We start from the raw sequence: 19,455 nt of genomic DNA, 5'->3' as shown, positions 1-19,455 counted from the left end.
TGCACAGTTTGGTTACAGCTTAGGAAATCCCGGCCTCCAGCAGTACAGCGCTGAGACGGGCAAATTCCTCAATGCTTAGCGTTTCTCCCCGACGGGAAGGTTCAATACCAGCCTGCTTCAACAACGGCTCCAGCGCGTCCCTGTTCTCTTTGTTGAAGAAGCGGCTTTTCAAGTTATTGGAGATCGTTTTGCGACGCTGGGCAAAAGCAGCATGAATGACCTCAAAAAAGTGCTTCTCATCCACCACCTCAACTGGAGGGGTTTCTCGCACACGCAGACGAATCACTGCCGACTCTACATTCGGCTGGGGGATGAACACCGTATTTGGTACGATGCAGACCAGTTCAGGCTCGCTATAATATTGGACCGCAATGCTCAGGCTGCCATAATCCTTCGTACCTGGAGACGCAGCCATACGTTCAGCCACTTCCTTTTGGATCATGACCACGATATTCTCCAGAGGAAGCTTGTCCTCCAGCAGCCTCATCAGAATCGGTGTAGTAACGTAGTACGGCAGATTAGCCACCACGCTCACTTTACTGACCCCTGCAAAATCAGAGGCGAACACCTCTCGCAAATCCAGCTTTAGCACATCCCCGTGACGCACCTTCACATGCTCATAAGGAGCCAGCACTTCCTCCAGAATTGGCAGCAGCCGCTGATCAATCTCGACAGCAGTTACAACCTTGGCCGATTGCGCCAGCTTTTCAGTTAAAGCACCAATGCCGGGACCGATCTCAAGCGCGCCCTTGGTATCATCCAAGCCAGCAGCACTCACAATCTTGTTCAGAATATTTTGGTCAATTAAAAAGTTTTGTCCCAAACTCTTTTTAAACGAAAAACCGTGCCGCTGAATAATTTCCTTCGTACGCCGCGGTGTTGCTATATCTTGAATCCCTGTCATACGGATATCACAATCCTTCACTTTCGATTTGTGCCAGCGCACTGGCGAATTCCTCAAGACTGATCTGAAATACAGCGAGCCGTTTATGCAGCTGCTTCCCGTTACAATAGCCAATACCCAGTACATTGCCGAGCGCCATACGGCGCGCAGCAGCATTCGGGTGGGTGATAAGTCCGGCGTCAATCAAATCCGCCCACTCAATCAGTGGATCGGCTCCTTCCACCGTCGTATGTACTCGTGCGAGGGCGTGTCTGATGGCCTCCGGTGAGGCATTTTCCACCCCTATATCCCCTTTACGCGTCGCTTCCGCCTCGGGTATAAAGGCCTGCTTACAGCCGGGTACCTTGGAGGCGATAATTTTACGGATGCGCTCTCCCGCATGATCGGGATCTGTCAAAATAATGACACCCCGCCGCTCTTGTGCCAATGCAATTTTGCGCAGCGTCATTTTATTAATGGCGGAGCCGCCAGTTTCTATGGTATCCGCCTCGACAGCACGGCGAATCGCCACCGTATCATCCCGTCCCTCGACCACGATCACTTCCTTGATCATTTGCGTTTCCCTCCACTGCTACACAGCATGCTATATTTATCTTTCCCTGCTTTTGAAAACAAAATAAGAAGAGGATATCCTCTTCTTAGCATGGCATAACTATGATGTTAATACTATCGCATTGCCCTGAACATACACAACCTGTTTTAGTTGATTTCAGGCTTTACCGGCCCGATTACATATACGGTTTTACCGTGCTTGCGACCAAATTGATTAGCCCGGCTTAAACTCTCATAATACACATCAATTTTGTGGCCTTTAATGGCGCCACCGGTATCCTCCGCACGGCGGAAGCCCACCCCTTCAATATACACCCACCAGCCGATTGGAATGATGCTTGGATCGACAGCGATGGTGCGCCCTTCCGTGACACGTGTACCGGAAGCGGTACGTGTACCGATACCTGACTCTTGTGAGGAGTACGCCGTCATGGAGACATTTTGCAATACTTTGCTGTATTTAAAATCTACACCTGCTTTACGGACAGCATTGCCCGAACTCACCCGTGTTGCCTTAACGGCATCTTTTGGACCGACAGAAGCAGCCAGAACGACCGGCTTTTTCTTCGTTCCTACTGCAATTACCTTATCCACGCGCTTCTGTGCGACTTCCTTGTTGACCAGCTGCTTGGATACCAATTTTCCGTCATGGTATACCTTCTGAACATGCTGGACTACAACACCTGATTTACCGCTTTGGATGACCCGATTATCGCCTTTATAAAGACTCGGATCGGATGTTTTGATGACCTGATAAGGCACCTGCTTCTTCTGTTCGACCTGCTGTTTCTTCACACGGACGATTTTTATGTCCATGTTAGACGAAACAGAAGCATCCAACGCAGGATAAACCTTGTCATTTGACGATAATTTATAGCCCGAAGTGCGAATGGCACCCTCTACTGTATTTTCTGTTGTGTACAGCTTTTTCGTCTCATTGCCTGAGGATACTTTAACTTGAGTGGCACGTTTGATGACGATGCGATCCCCATCCTGTATTGCTCCGTTCAGCGGCATAGAAACCGTATCATGCGGCTGAAGTGAAATGGAATGCTCATTGAGCAAACCTTGGAGCTTGGATTCCCGGGTTTCCACCGCAGATGCCTTACCATTGATGACAAAAAAGACCTGTTTTTTAGCTTGAGTATACACCAGAATTGAAATCATAATCGTTAGTGCGATTAGAAAAATAGCAACCAAAGCAGCCTGGCGCACATTTTCCTTCTTCCAACGCAATACGTAAGACATGCTGGATGAGCGTGACTCATGGGTCTCCTCTTTTTGGAAAACTCCCATTTCCTCCGTCCTCCTTACATAGCCCGCCGTCTAGAGTAAGACATAGTTGAGATTTGACGTGACTATAACAGATTTTCTACAAGACAAGCCCGTACTGCGACTGTCCTGCACCATGTACCCGTCTTCGCGGCATGCTGTCCTCCCCTGTTTAACCACAGTATGATGACAGATTTTCTTTTATTCACAACAAAAAAAGCCAAAGAAAGAGACTAGAGAGCTCTTTCGTGGCTTCCGGCATGTAGTGAATATGCGGAAAAATCATGCACGAGATGGCTTCTCTCTTGTTACGCTTACGGGGTTAGCTGTCGGGTTCGGACGTAGAGAGTCGCCCTAGCTTGGGTCAACCGCTCATGGCGGTCGCCTTCACATTCACCCCGAAGACCCAGAAAGAAATCGAAATATGGCTTCTCCACCTGATCTATCCCATTTCGGATAGAGCTTTGGTCGAGCCGACTGACGAAAGAGATTATCTCTTCGCCCTTATGCCGAACCTGCAGTAAGCCATACCGGTTCCCCCGTTCCCTGTTAAGGGACTCAGCGAGACTGGTTCATGAAATGACTTGTTGGAGTTTACATCCAAACAACAATTCACTGAAAAGATGATATCCTGTTTCTATGCATGTTGTAAAGCAGGTTTCAAGTACATTTTTTAAAATATTCGGTTAAAATATTGTAATATTCTTGAGTTTCCTGCAACAAATTCATGATTAGCTCCGTCTATCTCATTATTTTGATTTGTTTTTTCTCTTTTTCACCGAATGTCAAATCGTTCCAAGCCATTTTGGGTCGTTATAGACACCAATTCCTCCACCGTAATCCCCTTGATTTGGGCGGCAGCCTCTGCCACCAGTCTCACATGTGCAGACTCATTCCGTTTTCCACGAAATGGATGAGGTGTCAGATAAGGCGCGTCCGTTTCAATGAGCAGACGGTCCAGTGGAACCTGCGCAAGCACCTCTTTGGGCTGCTTTGCATTTTTGAACGTAATTGGCCCACCGAAGGAAAGGTGAAAGCCCATATCCAGCACCATTTTAGCTGTCTCCCAGCTTCCGGAAAAGGAGTGCATAACTCCGCCAACCTCACTCGCTTTTTCCTCACGTAAAATCTTAATAATATCTTCATGTGCATCCCTGTTATGGATAACAATGGGCATATTCAGCTCCCGAGCCAGACCAATTTGACTTCGAAGCACACGATGCTGTACATCCTTCGGTGATGTATCCCAATAATAATCCAGACCAATCTCACCGATGGCTACAACCTTTTTGTGACTGCATAACGATGCAATCCATTCCAGGTCGCCCTCCTGCATTGTAATAGCATCCTGTGGGTGCCATCCGACTGCCGCGTAAATAAAATCATACGTCTCGATCAATTTCATGGTAGATGGAATCGTCTCACGATTGAATCCGATATTAATCATCCGGGTTACTCCCGATTCGACAGCACGCGCTATTACTTCTTCACGATCTTCGTCAAATTGAGGCGCATCCAAGTGGGTATGAGTGTCGAATAATTCCAAGGTTCTGATCTCCTTTTTTTACTTTCATTGTTATATATTTGTCTATTGTTTGACAAAATAATTCCTTATTTCGGCAGGAAGCCTGTCTTTTACCCTATTCAATTTATCTTGTGGATAATACATATGATATTTCCCTCGGTGAATGCCACTAATAGAGCGTACAATTTCCGACACTTCGGAAATCTCTCTCACTTCACCCTGGCGACCAAGCAGTAGAATCTGGTTGTCCGTCGAGCCACCCTTACGAAACACATCATAAGGAAGATCGGTCGGAAAATCAATTTCAAGATCATATTCCGGGTGTAAACCAACCTCAGCCAAAGCTTCTCGAATACTGTCAATAGTATCTGTATCCATATTTTCAATCTCTACATATTTATACAATTTACGATCCATAAAACGAGCGCTCAAATCGCTTAAAATGTCGTCCTTTTCTCGTTTCCACTGGCTAAACACCGTCTGAATCAGAGACTCATCGAGCATCAGATACTGTTCTACTGTAAGGTCTCCCTTCAGAAGGTCCGGAAGCGGGTCCAACAGAAAACCAAACTTATATTCGTATTTAAACAATTCCTTCGCCCGCTTGAAAATTTTACGCAAAAGGATTTCCGAGCTGCGTGTTACAGGATGAAAATAAATTTGCCAATACATCTGATAGCGTGACATCAGATAATCCTCTACCGCATGCATGCCGGATTCCTTTACGACGATTCTCCCATTATGAGGGCGCAGCAGCCGCAAAATACGATCCAAGTCAATAGTACCGTAATTGACACCTGTCGAATGAGCATCTCGCAGCAAATAATCCATACGGTCGGCATCCAGCGGACTGGTTACCAAGTTGACAACGATTGGCTTGTCATATGTCTTAGCAATGACCGCAGCTACCTTTTGCGGAAGCTCCTCATCGACCTGCCGCAGCACGGCGTTGATCTCCGTATCCCCTAATACAATGCGACAGGTCCAATCCTCATGGTTCATATGAAAGGCTTCTTCTATGGAATGAGAAAATGGACCGTGCCCTACATCATGCAACAGAGCGGCGCACAGAGCAACCAATCCTTCCTCCTTTGGCCAATCGGGAAAATCCCCGCGTTCAAATTGCGAAATAATACGCCGCGTAATTTCATATACGCCCAGTGAATGTGAAAAACGGCTATGCTCCGCTCCATGAAACGTAAGATAGGATGTACCCAGTTGCCGGATGCGGCGCAAACGTTGGAACTCCGGCGTGTTGATCAACCGCCATATCACTGTATCCTGAACATGGATATAGTTATGTACCGGGTCTTTAAAAACTTTTTCTTCACTAAGTGGCTGGTGCAAGATATCAACTCCTTTAATATTCGGAATAATGGATTAAAATACAATAAAATCCTAAATCGTTTCCTTCATCCGACATTGTTTGTCGTAATATGTCGAATTATAATTTTTAGGCATTTCCAAATCGACAAACGTGATAAATCATCTATAAAATAAGGTAATACACACGCATCAAGCTCTTTAATCCAAATACTTTTGCATAATCAGCCTGTTACTAATTTTTTTAGGTTGACTGTTTTGGGAATCGTTGGTATAGTAATTATCAGAAAAGAGAAAATTTTGTCGAATCATGACACTTATATTATTTTAAACGGCGAGAGGAGCCTGATTTATTATGATGAAATCCACTGGTATTGTAAGAAAAGTTGACGAGCTCGGACGTGTTGTTATTCCAATCGAATTGCGTCGTACTCTGGGAATCGGAGAGAAAGACGCCCTGGAAATTTATGTTGATGGTGAGCGCATCATGCTTAAAAAATACGAGCCTGCTTGTATCTTCTGCGGCAATGCTGAGAACGTAATTTACTTCAAAGGGAAAATTGTTTGCCAAGATTGCATTTCTGAAATCCCAACACCTGTGACAAACTGAGAATTTTAGTATATAATAGACTTATCAAAGATTGTTAATTCTAACCTTTTTCATAAATACTCCTTGTTGCCTTCCACGGTTTGAACCCAACCGTTGGAAGGCCCTTTTTTGTCTGGACAGGTATTTACAGAAGTGCGTTGTAAACATCTCTCTTGGAAATAGAGCGATCCGTGGCTGTGCGCCTCATCGCATCCTTGCGTGTAAGGCCCTCTGCCTCGTAATGAGCGACATGAGCCTCCAAGGATATGGACTGCCACCATGCTTGACGCTCCTGCTCCTCTTCTGCTTCGTTCTTCCCTTCAACCACCAGACAATATTCACCAATCGGTGGATACTCCTCCAGTTGAGCAAGGCATTGCTCAACCGTTCCCCGCACCCATTCCTCATGCAGCTTGGTCAGTTCACGCGCAAGCACCACTTTACGTGATCCCAATGTTTCCTTCAATACCGTCAGTGTCTTCACAATACGATGTGGAGATTCATAAAAAAGGATCGTACCGTGGGATACCTGAAACGATTGCAACAGCTTCTCCAGGTCCTTTTTCTCCCGTGGTGGAAATCCAGCGAAGGTGAACCTCTCTGTATCCAACCCAGAGGCAATTAAAGCTGATAATGCCGCATTCGCTCCCGGAATGGGAATGACGCTAATTTCCGCTTCCAATGCCAGCTTGACCAAATCTGAGCCGGGGTCTGAAATGGCTGGTAAACCAGCATCGCTGACCAGTGCCAAATTTTTTCCTTCTATTATATACCGTATTAACTCAGGCCCACTGGCAGCCTTATTATGCTCATGATAACTGAAGAGCATTTCCGGCGTAATTTCAAAATGTGTCAGTAGTTTGCGTGTCTGCCGTGTGTCCTCTGCCGCTATAATACTGCACGATTTTAGGGTGTTAATCGCCCTAAAGGTCATATCATCCAAATTACCAATCGGTGTTGCAACGAGATACAGCTTGCCCCGTTCTTCCTCGCTGGTACTAAAGCTTTTTTGTACAGCTGCTTTCACACTGAATCCTCCTTGCTTACTTCCCCATAGATATCCCTTATTTCCTGAGTATAATCCCCATTTTCCTGATAAACAATGAGCGGGGGCAATAAACGAACCTCCGGCTTACCGTCGCGCAACGCTTCAATCAGTACCATATTGGCCTCCATATGAGCCCGTGGGTGAACAAAACGAATTCGCTTCGGTTCAAGACTGTGGGCACGCATCAGAGATATAATTTCACCCAACCGCTGCGGACGATGAACCATGGACACTTTTCCCCCGTTGCGAACGAGCCGGGTACACGCCTGAATAACTTCTTCCAATGTACAGCTAACTTCATGACGCGCAATGGCCTGATGAGGATTCACCTTCAAATCGCTGCCGTTTAACGGCATATAGGGGGGATTCACGGTAATTGCATCATAAACACCGTATCCCGTAATTTGGACCAGCTCACGCAGATCGCCTTCCCGAATCTGAATCATTTCCTCCAGTCCATTCAAACTGACACTGCGTCTAGCCATATCCGCCAAGCGAGGCTGAATCTCAATTCCCTCAATAGCTGCTTTGGTTCGTGTCGTAAGTAGTATCGGAACAACCCCATTACCTGTACACAGATCCAAAATCTTTCCACGCTGCGGAATACCGGCAAACCGTGCCAGCAGGACTGCATCCATTGAGAAGCTAAACACCTCATCGCTTTGAATAATGCGCAAATTATGTGAAAGCAGATCGTCAATCCGTTCGGACTTTTTTCCATTTTCGTACATAGTGCTCTCCCATCTTCTATAACCAGAATCACTCTTCATTCTTTCTTCCTTACAAAAAAGCCGTAGGCATCTTACTCCTACGGCTTTTTTTTATTTATTCAAAAATGACAGACAGAAGAGGCAGTCGCCCTCTGTTCGCAAATGTCCGTAATACACGTTGCATATATGAAATCCTTCATGATACAGCCGTGCCAGATTGTCGTAGCCTTCGCCCACGACCTCGCCCGTTCCCTCTTCATCTTTAATGACGATTGGAGGAGGAAGCTTCGGTTTGCTCGCCGGCTTTTCTTCTCCAGAGGTTTCACGCTTGAGCATCTTACGCACCTGTTCGTTTTCAATCGTTAGTCGTTGATTTTCCTCCAGCAGTTCTTTTACTGCCAGTTTCAATTCACCCAGATCGCTATACAACTGTCCCATTTGGGTTTCCATTTCGTGAATACGCGCAAAAACATTTAATTTATCCAAGTTTCCACCCCGAAGCAACCTAATGGTTTACTTGACGACTACATCGTCCATTGGAAGTTCCTTGACCTTGCCGATCTCAAACAATTGAACATGCACCGTACGATGACCTGCATTTACGCCTACAACCTTGCCTTCCCCCATAGAGGTGATAACCATCTTACCCACCTGAGGTAGCTCTTCCTTCATGCTCTCGTAGTTATCATGTTCGAACTTGAGACAGCACATCAATCTTCCGCACAACCCGGAAATCTTCGTCGGATTCAGCGACAAGCTCTGATCCTTCGCCATCTTGATAGATACCGGGTCAAAATCTCCCAGCCATGAGGAACAGCACAGAATACGTCCACATGGTCCGATCCCGCCGAGCATTTTAGCCTCATCCCGTACCCCGATCTGCCGAAGCTCAATCCGTGTACGAAAGATACTGGCCAAATCCTTTACAAGTTCTCGAAAATCCACCCGGCCCTCTGCCGTAAAATAAAAAATGATCTTATTGCGGTCAAATGTAAATTCTACATCCACCAGTTTCATTTTAAGGCCGTGGTCTTTAATTTTATTTAAACACGTACCGAATGCATCCTTGGCCGCCAATTTATTCTCTTCTACAACAAGAGCGTCATCATCTCCGGCAATACGAATGACTTTCTTTAAAGGCAGGACAACATCCGAGTCATTTACCTCTTTTTTGCCCACCACAACCTTGCCATATTCAATACCGCGTGCGGTCTCTACAATGACGCAGTTTTCTTTCTCCACCGGAAGATCCAGCGGATCAAAATAATAAGTCTTGCCCGCCTTCTTGAAACGGACACCCACTACACTATACAAAAATTAACCCCCTTGTATGCCACTAAACCTCTTTTGAAGCCGACATTGCATGAATGGCCGCAATTGAAGTCTCACTGTCGCACAAACCGGGAACCTGGCGTCGCGGATTGTACAGAGTGGAACAAGCGCGCCTTCCTGTTAGCCGGTGATAGAACCGCTTGTATCGGACAAACCAATCAGAAGCTGCTCCACGCATAATTGTCCATTGACGTTAAAACGGAGCTTCTTTCTGCAATTCGCGGCCAAATCCATATAAGAGACCCATTGTTCCGTGCTGCGGGTGATTGCCAATTTGGAGACGGACTCCAAATGATCTATGAAAACAATGCTTTCGTGCCTTCCGTAACGGAAATGAAGCATATCTTTAAACCACAAATGAAACAGATGAAACAGAATATCCAGGTGTTCAGAAAGTCCAGTTTTAAAAATCTTCTGTTGAGCCAGAATAATGGACGAGCTCCCCCGGCTCATGGACTCCTTCACTAATTGTAACACTACGTTTCTAATTTCTGCAAACCAATTCTGCTGGAGAATTTCTCTACATGATTCCAGTCCCGAAGCCATATGAACTACCGATCGGACAAGTCCTGCCGTATAGCCTTCCCCAATCAACTCCTGCATCATCATTTCCGGATGTAAGGCATGAAAAGGAACCATCTGCGACCGTGATTGGATTGTAGGCAGCAAAGCCTGTCCATTTTCAGAAATGAGTATGCCGACCACGGGTAACTGAGGCTCCTCCAGAAATTTCAACAGGCTGTTTGCAGCCTGCACTGTCATGGTATCCGCCCGCTGGATGATATATACCTTCGGATTAGAGCTTTCTGATCTATAAGAAAATATACGCTGAAGTCCGCGAATCTGATCAATTTTAATTGTAGCCCCATCCGGCTCTACAATATGCAAGTCGGGATGGTTTCCGTGTTCTACCTTACGACAGGACAAACACTCTCCACATGCATCATCCGTCCGTCGCTCACAAAATAAAGCCTTGGCAAAGGTCTGTGCCATTTTCATCTGCCCGCTTCCTGGCGGACCACTAAAAACATAGGCATGGTTGACCGTATGATTCCGCAGCGCGTTTTGCAGCATCTTTTTGGCTATATCCTGCCCTATTATATGTTGGAAAGACATAATTCCTCACTTTCACGTCTGCCCACATGCACCACATAGTCAAAAATAATCTGCCAGCATGATCAGCAAGCAGATTATTTCTTCGTGGCGACAGCCCGTTGTATTCATTTATAACATAAAGTCTGCATTAAAAAGAGAGATTAATCAGCAATCCTCTTATTTCACCGACTCCTTGCAAAAGCTCAATCTTCCCTTGCTCGGTTTCGAGCAGCTCATCCGCCATCTTGAGCAATATCTCATCCACTTCATCAATCAGCTTATAACGCTTGCTGCGCCCCCGCCGATCCCAGCCCTTCGTATCCTTCATGGACACGCCTCGCCGAACTGTATCCTCCAAAAACCGTTTGACCAGCATTTTATAGGCCTTTAGCTCACGAATCGTCATTGAGCGTGCAAGACGATCCCCCTGCATTTGAATTTCCTTAAAGCGCCGATTTAATTCCTGCTGTGAAGCCTGCTCCCCATTTTGCTGCATAACATCGGAAAAACTCTTGGGCTGAATCGGCTTCGTGCTCATCTCATTCGTAGACAATGTACTTTGTAAAGGGCGATAGCCCGGATTTATTTTCATATAAACCTGCTTTCTCCCCGGGTGCTTCCACTTTTCCCTCTTCAACAGTTCAATTTGGAACTTGAGGGTCCTATCGGCTTCTCCGGGGATTGCGCTTTAGCGCTGCCGTTTTAGTGGATCTGCCCTCACTCCCATTATGTGAGCAAGACACAAGCATTTCCCTATCATATCGGCAGAATAGGTCCTATTGTGTAGATTCAGAAATGCTCGAAACGGTCTACAGGCATCACGAACACCGTAGCTCCACCGACCTGTACTTCAACAGGCAATGGCAGATAGGAGTCCGTCGTCCCGCTCATAGGGGTAACGGGTGTGACCAGCTGTTCACGAACCTTGCAACTGCTGCGAATGACATTCATCAGCGAGTCCACCTGATTGTCATCGACACCGATCATAAACGTCGTATTACCTGCACGCAGAAATCCCCCTGTGCTCGCCAATTTGGTAGCACGGAAATTAGCTTTCACCAGTCCGCTGGATAATCTGTTACTATCCTTATCCTGTACAATCGCAATAATCAGCTTCATCCTGTATTCCTCCTTCAAGCCATATTAGGGGCAACCTTGTCCCTAGCTCAATTTTACCGTATATCCTTCGACAATTACACGTTAAAATTCTGAATAAATCGCTTTTTCAGCAAATCCTTCAATACCTGCTCTACCTGCTCCGGTGCAGGAGATGCATCGACAATTGTAATTCGCTCCGGAAATTTACGAGCAAGCTCCAGATAGGCCTCTCTCACCTTATGATGAAACGATATGCTCTCCATATCGAGGCGATCCATCCCCTCTCCACGTGATGCATTAATTCTCGCTAATCCCAACTCGGGTTCGATATCCAGATAAAACGTAGCATCCGGCTCCCAATCATCGACCGCAAAACGATTAATTGAAGCAACCTCATCTATCCCGATTCCTCTTGCAAATCCTTGATAGACCAAGCTGCTATCTACAAAACGATCACATAATACGATAGATCCCTGTTCAACTGCCGGCTTTACCTTCTCCACTAAATGCTGGCGCCGGGCTGCCGCATATAAAAGCGCCTCTGTCCGGGCATCCATACTGGTATGGGCCGGGTCCAAAATGATAGCACGAATCTTCTCAGAAATTTCGATGCCACCCGGCTCCCTCGTCGTGATGACAGGATGCCCTTCCTCCTCCATGAACTTGGCCAGCCGTTGGATCATGGTTGTTTTACCGGAGCCATCTCCCCCTTCTAGCGTAATAAAAATACCTTTGCGATTCATATCGTTCCCTGCTTTCCAGCCTGAAAAATAAAAGTCACCCACAGGCTCGTATGCTTCTTTTATTCAGCCTTCTGTATTTGTCGTTAAGTCTCTCGGTTCTAACCTTTATTTTAAACGGAATACCCGAATCGTAAGCAACCTTTCATCTGCTGCCCCTTGCCATTTGGCTCCCAAATCACGTAAACGTCTCATCCGCAGAGCCTTAGCCTCCGTGATCTTCTCTCCTGCATATAGCAGCGGAATACCTGGAGGATACGGGATAATCATTTCTGCAGCTACCCTGCCGACCGTGTCCTCTAAAGGCACGACCTCTATCTGTTCCGGGTTAATCGGTTGAAGTCCAAACTGCACCGGATTAGAATAAGCTGTCATACGATCATTGTTCCACGTGGAAAAATCCAAATCTAGTCCATGCTGCTCCATCCCCATGGAATACAGCTCACCAGCCGTCTTCTTAAACCTTATATCATTATTTATATGCACAAACGCCTGCAACAGGTGACTCGCATCTCTGGCCGTAGAGCCTAACGTAAACAGTAAAACAACATGTTTTTCGTCACTCATCTCCGGAATACATCCGTAAGACTCCAGCTCATGCTTTAGTCCAAAGCCATCCAATACACCCAATGCATCGTACAATACTATTTTAAAGGGGTCCTGGGTTGAATACCCGCTGGTCCTCTCCCCGTCCTTTTCTAAGCCCTCAGAGCTGTCTTTATGAGCGTCTTCCCCATATCCCGCTTGCTGTGTAGGCTCTACCAAGCGAAAGCGTGGGAGCTGCTCCAGACCCTTTCTAAAAGCATCCACCGCTGCTAACCCCTCCGTAAAGGCGTCCTCGCCATGAACATCAATATGCCATCTTGCCAAATCCAGCGAGGCCATTAACGGATACGAAGGGCTGGAGCTTTGCACCATTGCTAGCCGCTGACGGAGCAGCTCTCGATGGACTCGCTCTCCCTGCACATGCAGCATGGCCCCCATGGTCATAGATGGGAGCATTTTATGAGTCGACTGAACAACTACATCAGCCCCACAGGAGAGAGCGGAGGCTGGCAAACGAGGATGAAGACCATAATGAGCGCCATGTGCCTCATCTACCAATAGCGGCACATGGGCCGCATGGCAGGCTCTAGCCGTTGTCTTCAGATCATACCCCATCCCATAGTAATTAGGTAGCGTAAGCAGTACCCCTTTAGCCGAGGGATAGGCCTTAAGCGCAGCCTTTACCGTATCCGTCGACGGAGCAACCGCCAACCCACTAAGCGTATCTATTTCGGGCTCCAGGAACACTGCAGTAGCCCCTGACAGCATAAGACCATTCAGGACAGACTTGTGTACATTACGCTGAACCAGCAGTATATCTCCCGGCATTGTACATACAGTCAGAATCATAGCCAAATTACCGACCGTGCTTCCTCCAACCAGCCAAAAGCTCTCCTCCGCACCAAAACACTCCGCAGCCAGTTGTTGTCCTTCTCGAATCACATCTTCTGGGTGATGCAAATCATCCAGTCCCGCTATTTCCGTCGCATCAATTGACATCACCTCTTGTAACAGAGACGCGATATCTTCATGCTCGTATACTTGTCCATTTTTGTGACCCGGTACATGAAAAGAAGCATTACCCTTATTCCGATAACGTATGAGGGCCTCCATTAGTGGTGCATGTCCCGTCGTTTTCCCCATCATTCTGCAATCCTTCCGAAACAAAGCTTTATATCTATCCTATTTTATCGTAAAATCAAGCGGAATCCTACTTTTACTCACAGAAAAAAAGGCCCGTATCGACAGACCTTGGAATGCATTCCTTTAAAGACTAGCTGACAAAGGATATTATGCATTTTTCTGAACCCAGATTTGCTTAAGCTGATCAATAAAAAAATGATATTTGGCGTCTGTTGCATCCGTGTGCACCATTTCAGCTTCACATGCATCGCAGATAAACTCGGAAACGATAAAAATGCCTTCATGCTTGTGTTGGCTGCATATAATGCAGCGGTGGCCGTTTTGATCATGCATATCCATCCCACCTTGTTTCTTTTACTATTAGTATGGGGCACTTTCTACTATTTTAAACCTTTTCATAGCCCAGCTCGACGATATACTCTATATATATTCCCTCTGGGCCCTTATGGTGTTTGTACGCCGTATGTTTAAAAATCTGCCCCCTATGCCGATATAATAAGAAAAGCCCCTATGGTTGGATACCCTTTCATAGGAGCCATGTACACTTCATCAGTGATAGCTTTTCCTCTAATTATAGAATAGGGTAGCTAACGCTAGATGCCAATCAATCTGTACATTCAAAAACCGATGTAATACTTGTTAAAAGCGGCATGAGCGAAGTACCGCCCCTTTATCCGGCTGTGGGCGGGAAGCCACTTATTAGATGCAGTAGATTAATGAAAGGACTGTTTGCATGACAGAGGAAACCGGAACCAAAGCTACCTACTATCACTATAAGCTCATTAAAAAAATCAGTATACCGCGTCAGTTGATATGGAGCCACATCTCACTGCCTGTCATTATGCTTCTCTTTTTACTTCTTGCTTTCTCCTGGACCAGCCTATTTTTGTTTGTCCTCGCCTTTTTCCTGACCTTATGGGTACAATTTGTAATTTCGCGATCTGTACTATTCATAGGTGGCGGAACAGCTTTCCGCAAACGCTGGACATTTCACCGCAAGCTGCCTTGGCTGGGATATATGACAGACCAATACATAGGCTACGGTATCTTTCGTCGTGTGCACATACATACACTCTGGATCGGTATTTGCTTGTCAGCAGTATTTATATTCTGGTCTCCCCCAGCCTTTACTGTATCCTTAATTTTCTGGCATCTCTGGCTTATTGCACCGCGTCTATACATTCTGAGTCGGCTTACAGGCGAGAGAAAGGACGGCATGCTAAAATTCACTGATGAGGATGCCTCCTATTATCAACAGTAAATCTCAACATTCATCTTTCATACAGGTAGAAACTTAGGCCTGATCTAACTGTCTCCAATCATCTGTATCAAAAAAGGAGCATCCCTTGTGAGGTTGCTCCTTTTTTTTGTGTTAGTACAATATATGCTTTTATTTCTCCCAAGAATGGGTATCCGTCCTCTGTATCTTCATTAATCATTAGCAGATAGAAAATAAGATCTATGCACATATATAAAAGGAAGCCACTCCGCTACTCCAACAGCAGTTTTGAGTGCTCCCTTATCTAATCTCTCCATTTAGTATTATACACATCATTCCTTACTAATTAAGGTCCACACTTTTACTCTTCGCAGCAGCCTTTCCATCCTTCGGAACCAATACAGTAAAAGAACCATCATGCACAGACAAGTGCACCATGTGCTTATTTTTCTGGAACACCTTCTGATTAGAAGTGGATAAATTCGGTTCCTCCGTCCAGCCCCAAGCTGCAATCTCCTCCAAATAAGCAGCAGGCAGGCTGTCACTTTCCTTCAAAGCTGGCAGTGCATAGCGAACATAGTCCATATCCGAGTTACTGCTGGCCCGATCGGTTTTACTAGCTTCTTTGGGAACCGGAAATGTCTTCTCGTTCGCAGCTCCCTCAAACGATGTCCAAGTAGGCTCCTCTTCTACACACCCGGTAAGAATCGCGACAGCGACACTGAATAGCACCAATAGAGCAAGCCATTTATTTCGCCGCATGATCTTCCCTCCTTACCAGCCTGATTGATTATACAAACTCCTCCATAGGAAGTTGCATAATTCTGCAATAATGCAGCGTGTTTGTATGGGATTCAATACCTATTATACAGGGGTTACTCTTACATTCCGTAACAAAAATGTTACCTTCCTTTTGTAAGGACATTTCAAAAATATATGCATATACAAAAGAGGATCATGATCTCATTGAGATCATGATCCTCTTTATTTGTTGCTTGGCAACGTCCTACTCTCCCAGGACCCTGCGGTCCAAGTACCATCGGCGCTGGAGGGCTTAACGGTCGTGTTCGGGATGGGTACGTGTGGAACCCCTCCGCTATCGCCACCAAACATGAATTCGCATCGCAAATTCTACCTTCAAGGTGTTACACCCTGAAAACTGGATCCGAAACTTCATTGCGTTTTATCTTTAGGATAAGCCCTCGACCGATTAGTATTGGTCAGCTCCATGCATTACTGCACTTCCACCCCCAACCTATCTACCTCGTCGTCTTCAAGGGGTCTTACATACTGGGAAATCTCATCTTGAGGGGGGCTTCACGCTTAGATGCTTTCAGCGCTTATCCCTTCCGTACATAGCTACCCAGCGGTGCTCCTGGCGGAACAACTGGTACACCAGCGGTACGTCCATCCCGGTCCTCTCGTACTAAGGACAGCTCCTCTCAAATTTCCTACGCCCACGACAGATAGGGACCGAACTGTCTCACGACGTTCTGAACCCAGCTCGCGTACCGCTTTAATGGGCGAACAGCCCAACCCTTGGGACCTACTTCAGCCCCAGGATGCGATGAGCCGACATCGAGGTGCCAAACCTCCCCGTCGATGTGGACTCTTGGGGGAGATAAGCCTGTTATCCCCAGGGTAGCTTTTATCCGTTGAGCGATGGCCCTTCCATGCGGTACCACCGGATCACTAAGCCCGACTTTCGTCCCTGCTCGACTTGTAGGTCTCGCAGTCAAGCTCCCTTCTGCCTTTGCACTCTTCGAATGATTTCCAACCATTCTGAGGGAACCTTGGGGCGCCTCCGTTACTCTTTAGGAGGCGACCGCCCCAGTCAAACTGCCCACCTGACACTGTCCTCGTACCGGATCACGGTACCAAGTTAGAACCTAGATACGATCGGGGTGGTATCCCAAGGATGCCTCCCCTCAAGCTGGCGCTCAAGGTTCAACGGCTCCCACCTATCCTGTACAGATCGTACCCAAATTCAATATCAAGCTGCAGTAAAGCTCCATGGGGTCTTTCCGTCTTGTCGCGGGTAACCTGCATCTTCACAGGTATTAAAATTTCACCGGATCTCTCGTTGAGACAGCGCCCAAGTCGTTACGCCATTCGTGCGGGTCAGAATTTACCTGACAAGGAATTTCGCTACCTTAGGACCGTTATAGTTACGGCCGCCGTTTACTGGGGCTTCGGTTCATAGCTTCGCCCCGAAAGGCTTACCACTCCCCTTAACCTTCCAGCACCGGGCAGGCGTCAGCCCGTATACTTCGCCTTGCGGCTTCGCACAGACCTGTGTTTTTGCTAAACAGTCGCTTGGGCCTTTTCACTGCGGCCCCCTCGGGCTATTCACCCTACCGAGGCACCCCTTCTCCCGAAGTTACGGGGTCATTTTGCCGAGTTCCTTAACGAGAGTTCTTCCGCGCGCCTTAGAATTCTCTTCTCGCCTACCTGTGTCGGTTTGCGGTACGGGCACCTTCTCCTGGCTAGAGGCTTTTCTTGGCAGTCTGAGATCATGACCTTCGCTACTACAATTTTCGCTCCCCATCACAGCCCAGCCTTACGATGTGCGGATTTGCCTACACACCAGCCTCACTGCTTAGACGGACATCCATCAGTCCGCGTCACTACCCTACTGCGTCACCCCATCGCTCATAACGGATTACGGTGGTACAGGAATTTCGACCTGTTGTCCTTCGACTACGCCTATCGGCCTCGCCTTAGGTCCCGACTTACCCTGAGCGGACGAACCTTCCTCAGGAACCCTTAGGCTTTCGGCGGATCTGATTCTCACAGATCTTTTCGTTACTCATACCGGCATTCTCACTTGAATGCAGTCCAGCGCTCCTTCCGGTACACCTTCAACCCGCATTCAACGCTCCCCTACCCCTGATGCAAAGCATCAAGCCATAGCTTCGGTGGTGTGTTTAGCCCCGTTACATTTTCGGCGCAGAGTCACTCGACCAGTGAGCTATTACGCACTCTTTCAATGGTGGCTGCTTCTAAGCCAACATCCTGGTTGTCTGTGCAACTCCACATCCTTTCCCACTTAACACACACTTGGGGACCTTAGCTGATGGTCTGGGCTGTTTCCCTTTTGACAATGGATCTTAGCACTCACTGTCTGACTCCCGGAACTAAATCTATGGCATTCGGAGTTTGACTGAGCTTGGTAACCCTTGCGGGCCCCGCACCCAATCAGTGCTCTACCTCCACGATTCTATTTTCCGAGGCTAGCCCTAAAGCTATTTCGGGGAGAACCAGCTATCTCCGGGTTCGATTGGAATTTCTCCGCTACCCCCACCTCATCCCCGCATTTTTCAACATGCGTGGGTTCGGGCCTCCAGTGCGTGTTACCGCACCTTCACCCTGGACAGGGGTAGATCACCCGGTTTCGGGTCTACGTCCACGTACTAAGTCGCCCTATTCAGACTCGCTTTCGCTACGGCTTCAGCTCTTCACCTTAACCTTGCACGGGAACGTAACTCGCCGGTTCATTCTACAAAAGGCACGCCATCACCCATAGATCGGGCTCTGACTTCTTGTAAGCACACGGTTTCAGGATCTATTTCACTCCCCTTCCGGGGTGCTTTTCACCTTTCCCTCACGGTACTGCTTCACTATCGGTCGCCAGGGAGTATTTAGCCTTGGCAGATGGTCCTGCCGGATTCATACGGGGTTTCACGTGCCCCGCACTACTCGGGATCCGTCTCGGAGGGAACCAGTTTTGAACTACAGGGCTTTTACCTTCTCTGGCGGGCCTTTCCAGACCTCTTCATCTAACCGGTTCCTTTGTAACTCCATGTGAGACGTCCCACAACCCCAGGGAGCAAGCTCCCTGGTTTGGGCTAATCCGCGTTCGCTCGCCGCTACTGACGGAATCACTATTGTTTTCTCTTCCTCAGGGTACTTAGATGTTTCAGTTCCCCTGGTCTGCCTCTCACTCACCTATGAATTCAGTGAGTAGTGACTGTCGATGAAGACAGCCGGGTTTCCCCATTCGGACATCCCCGGATCAAAGCTTGCTTACAGCTCCCCGAGGCTTTATCGTTGTTCGCCACGTCCTTCGTCGGCTCCTGGCGCCTAGGCATCCTCCGTGTGCTCTTTGTAGCTTAACCTAGTATTTACATCGTAAATACGATTTGCTTTGAATTTCGGTTCGACACGAAGGTGTGAATGAAATCCAAGGCTGCTACCTTTATTTCACTTGTTTTCACAAGATCAGCTTAAAGGAATATTCTAAAACGCAATTTCGTTTCGGTATCCAGTTTTCAAGGTGCACGTTCTCCGGTGTAAACCCGGAAAAAGATCATATCATGTTCAACTGTACTTGACTACAAGCACATGTTGGAAATGATA

18 protein-coding genes, 2 rRNA genes and 1 riboswitch are annotated in these 19,455 nt (G+C 47.1%); of the genes, 2 read left to right on the top strand and 18 right to left on the bottom strand.

Features of this window, described 5'->3' with window-relative positions; genetic code table 11:
* Window positions 1–19 precede the first annotated feature (19 nt).
* The 5 genes from rsmA to GCU48_RS10920 all read right to left on the bottom strand — a co-directional run bounded on the left by rsmA (window position 20) and on the right by GCU48_RS10920 (window position 5,600).
* Window positions 20–904 carry a 16S rRNA (adenine(1518)-N(6)/adenine(1519)-N(6))-dimethyltransferase RsmA gene (gene rsmA, locus GCU48_RS10940; RefSeq protein WP_025719036.1) on the bottom strand — a complete coding sequence of 295 codons (885 nt, stop codon included), beginning with the start codon at window positions 902–904 and terminating at the stop codon, window positions 20–22.
* A 7-nt stretch (window positions 905–911) separates the two neighbouring features.
* Window positions 912–1,457, bottom strand: a complete 546-nt coding sequence (rnmV, locus tag GCU48_RS10935) for a ribonuclease M5 (protein WP_025719037.1) — start codon at window positions 1,455–1,457, stop codon at window positions 912–914.
* 146 nt (window positions 1,458–1,603) lie between these two features.
* Window positions 1,604–2,752 (bottom strand): resuscitation-promoting factor, encoded by a 1,149-nt coding sequence (locus GCU48_RS10930; protein WP_152380021.1) that lies wholly within the window; start codon window positions 2,750–2,752, stop codon window positions 1,604–1,606.
* A gap of 271 nt (window positions 2,753–3,023) precedes the next feature.
* Window positions 3,024–3,302, bottom strand: a riboswitch (cyclic di-AMP (ydaO/yuaA leader).
* A gap of 201 nt (window positions 3,303–3,503) precedes the next feature.
* Window positions 3,504–4,274: a TatD family hydrolase gene (locus tag GCU48_RS10925; RefSeq protein WP_152380020.1), complete on the bottom strand. Its 771-nt coding sequence runs from the start codon at window positions 4,272–4,274 to the stop codon at window positions 3,504–3,506.
* 42 nt (window positions 4,275–4,316) lie between these two features.
* The gene (locus GCU48_RS10920) at window positions 4,317–5,600 is read right to left on the bottom strand and encodes an HD domain-containing protein (protein ID WP_152380019.1); all 1,284 of its coding nucleotides are present in this window, start codon (window positions 5,598–5,600) and stop codon (window positions 4,317–4,319) included.
* 331 nt (window positions 5,601–5,931) lie between these two features.
* Between GCU48_RS10920 and GCU48_RS10915 the strand changes: the two genes are divergently transcribed.
* Complete coding sequence (locus tag GCU48_RS10915; protein ID WP_007428005.1) at window positions 5,932–6,186, top strand: AbrB/MazE/SpoVT family DNA-binding domain-containing protein; 255 nt, start codon at window positions 5,932–5,934, stop codon at window positions 6,184–6,186.
* A gap of 124 nt (window positions 6,187–6,310) precedes the next feature.
* Here the strand turns inward: GCU48_RS10915 and rsmI are convergent, their stop codons facing one another.
* The 10 genes from rsmI to GCU48_RS10865 all read right to left on the bottom strand — a co-directional run bounded on the left by rsmI (window position 6,311) and on the right by GCU48_RS10865 (window position 14,210).
* Window positions 6,311–7,192, bottom strand: coding sequence for a 16S rRNA (cytidine(1402)-2'-O)-methyltransferase (gene rsmI / locus GCU48_RS10910; protein ID WP_025719045.1), 882 nt, complete (start codon window positions 7,190–7,192; stop codon window positions 6,311–6,313).
* A complete protein-coding gene (locus GCU48_RS10905) occupies window positions 7,189–7,944 on the bottom strand; it encodes a tRNA1(Val) (adenine(37)-N6)-methyltransferase (protein WP_152380018.1) in 756 nt (251 codons plus the stop codon). Before GCU48_RS10905 ends, rsmI begins: the two co-directional genes overlap by 4 nt.
* A gap of 90 nt (window positions 7,945–8,034) precedes the next feature.
* On the bottom strand, window positions 8,035–8,409 hold the full coding sequence (gene yabA / locus GCU48_RS10900) for a DNA replication initiation control protein YabA (RefSeq protein ID WP_010349522.1): 375 nt from the start codon (window positions 8,407–8,409) through the stop codon (window positions 8,035–8,037).
* Window positions 8,410–8,436: 27 nt separating this feature from the next.
* On the bottom strand, window positions 8,437–9,237 hold the full coding sequence (locus tag GCU48_RS10895) for a PSP1 domain-containing protein (protein ID WP_025719050.1): 801 nt from the start codon (window positions 9,235–9,237) through the stop codon (window positions 8,437–8,439).
* A 138-nt stretch (window positions 9,238–9,375) separates the two neighbouring features.
* The gene (holB, locus tag GCU48_RS10890; protein WP_025719052.1) at window positions 9,376–10,371 is read right to left on the bottom strand and encodes a DNA polymerase III subunit delta'; all 996 of its coding nucleotides are present in this window, start codon (window positions 10,369–10,371) and stop codon (window positions 9,376–9,378) included.
* A gap of 127 nt (window positions 10,372–10,498) precedes the next feature.
* Entirely contained in the window at window positions 10,499–10,942 is a 444-nt protein-coding gene (locus tag GCU48_RS10885; RefSeq protein ID WP_025719053.1) for a YaaR family protein, read from the bottom strand.
* Between the two features lie 197 nt (window positions 10,943–11,139).
* Window positions 11,140–11,469: a cyclic di-AMP receptor DarA gene (locus GCU48_RS10880; RefSeq protein ID WP_007427998.1), complete on the bottom strand. Its 330-nt coding sequence runs from the start codon at window positions 11,467–11,469 to the stop codon at window positions 11,140–11,142.
* A gap of 74 nt (window positions 11,470–11,543) precedes the next feature.
* A complete protein-coding gene (gene tmk / locus GCU48_RS10875; protein WP_025719055.1) occupies window positions 11,544–12,191 on the bottom strand; it encodes a dTMP kinase in 648 nt (215 codons plus the stop codon).
* A 105-nt stretch (window positions 12,192–12,296) separates the two neighbouring features.
* Window positions 12,297–13,880: an aminotransferase class I/II-fold pyridoxal phosphate-dependent enzyme gene (locus GCU48_RS10870; RefSeq protein WP_152380017.1), complete on the bottom strand. Its 1,584-nt coding sequence runs from the start codon at window positions 13,878–13,880 to the stop codon at window positions 12,297–12,299.
* A 144-nt stretch (window positions 13,881–14,024) separates the two neighbouring features.
* Window positions 14,025–14,210, bottom strand: coding sequence for a sigma factor G inhibitor Gin (locus tag GCU48_RS10865; RefSeq protein ID WP_025719060.1), 186 nt, complete (start codon window positions 14,208–14,210; stop codon window positions 14,025–14,027).
* A gap of 400 nt (window positions 14,211–14,610) precedes the next feature.
* On the opposite strand from GCU48_RS10865, the gene GCU48_RS10860 reads away from it, so the two are divergent.
* The gene (locus GCU48_RS10860) at window positions 14,611–15,138 is read left to right on the top strand and encodes a hypothetical protein (RefSeq protein ID WP_025719061.1); all 528 of its coding nucleotides are present in this window, start codon (window positions 14,611–14,613) and stop codon (window positions 15,136–15,138) included.
* Window positions 15,139–15,438: 300 nt separating this feature from the next.
* Here GCU48_RS10860 and GCU48_RS10855 read toward each other — a convergent pair whose 3' ends face one another.
* From GCU48_RS10855 to GCU48_RS10845, 3 genes are all read right to left on the bottom strand, one after another.
* Window positions 15,439–15,858, bottom strand: a complete 420-nt coding sequence (locus tag GCU48_RS10855) for a hypothetical protein (RefSeq protein ID WP_152380016.1) — start codon at window positions 15,856–15,858, stop codon at window positions 15,439–15,441.
* 231 nt (window positions 15,859–16,089) lie between these two features.
* Window positions 16,090–16,206, bottom strand: a 5S ribosomal RNA gene (gene rrf / locus GCU48_RS10850).
* Window positions 16,207–16,286: 80 nt separating this feature from the next.
* Window positions 16,287–19,214, bottom strand: a 23S ribosomal RNA gene (locus tag GCU48_RS10845).
* Window positions 19,215–19,455: the final 241 nt, after the last annotated feature.

The organism is Paenibacillus brasilensis (genome assembly GCF_009363115.1).
GTDB lineage: Bacteria > Bacillota > Bacilli > Paenibacillales > Paenibacillaceae > Paenibacillus > Paenibacillus brasilensis.
Note: the sequence above shows the minus strand (reverse complement) of the source record. Positions and strands in the feature narration are given on the sequence as shown.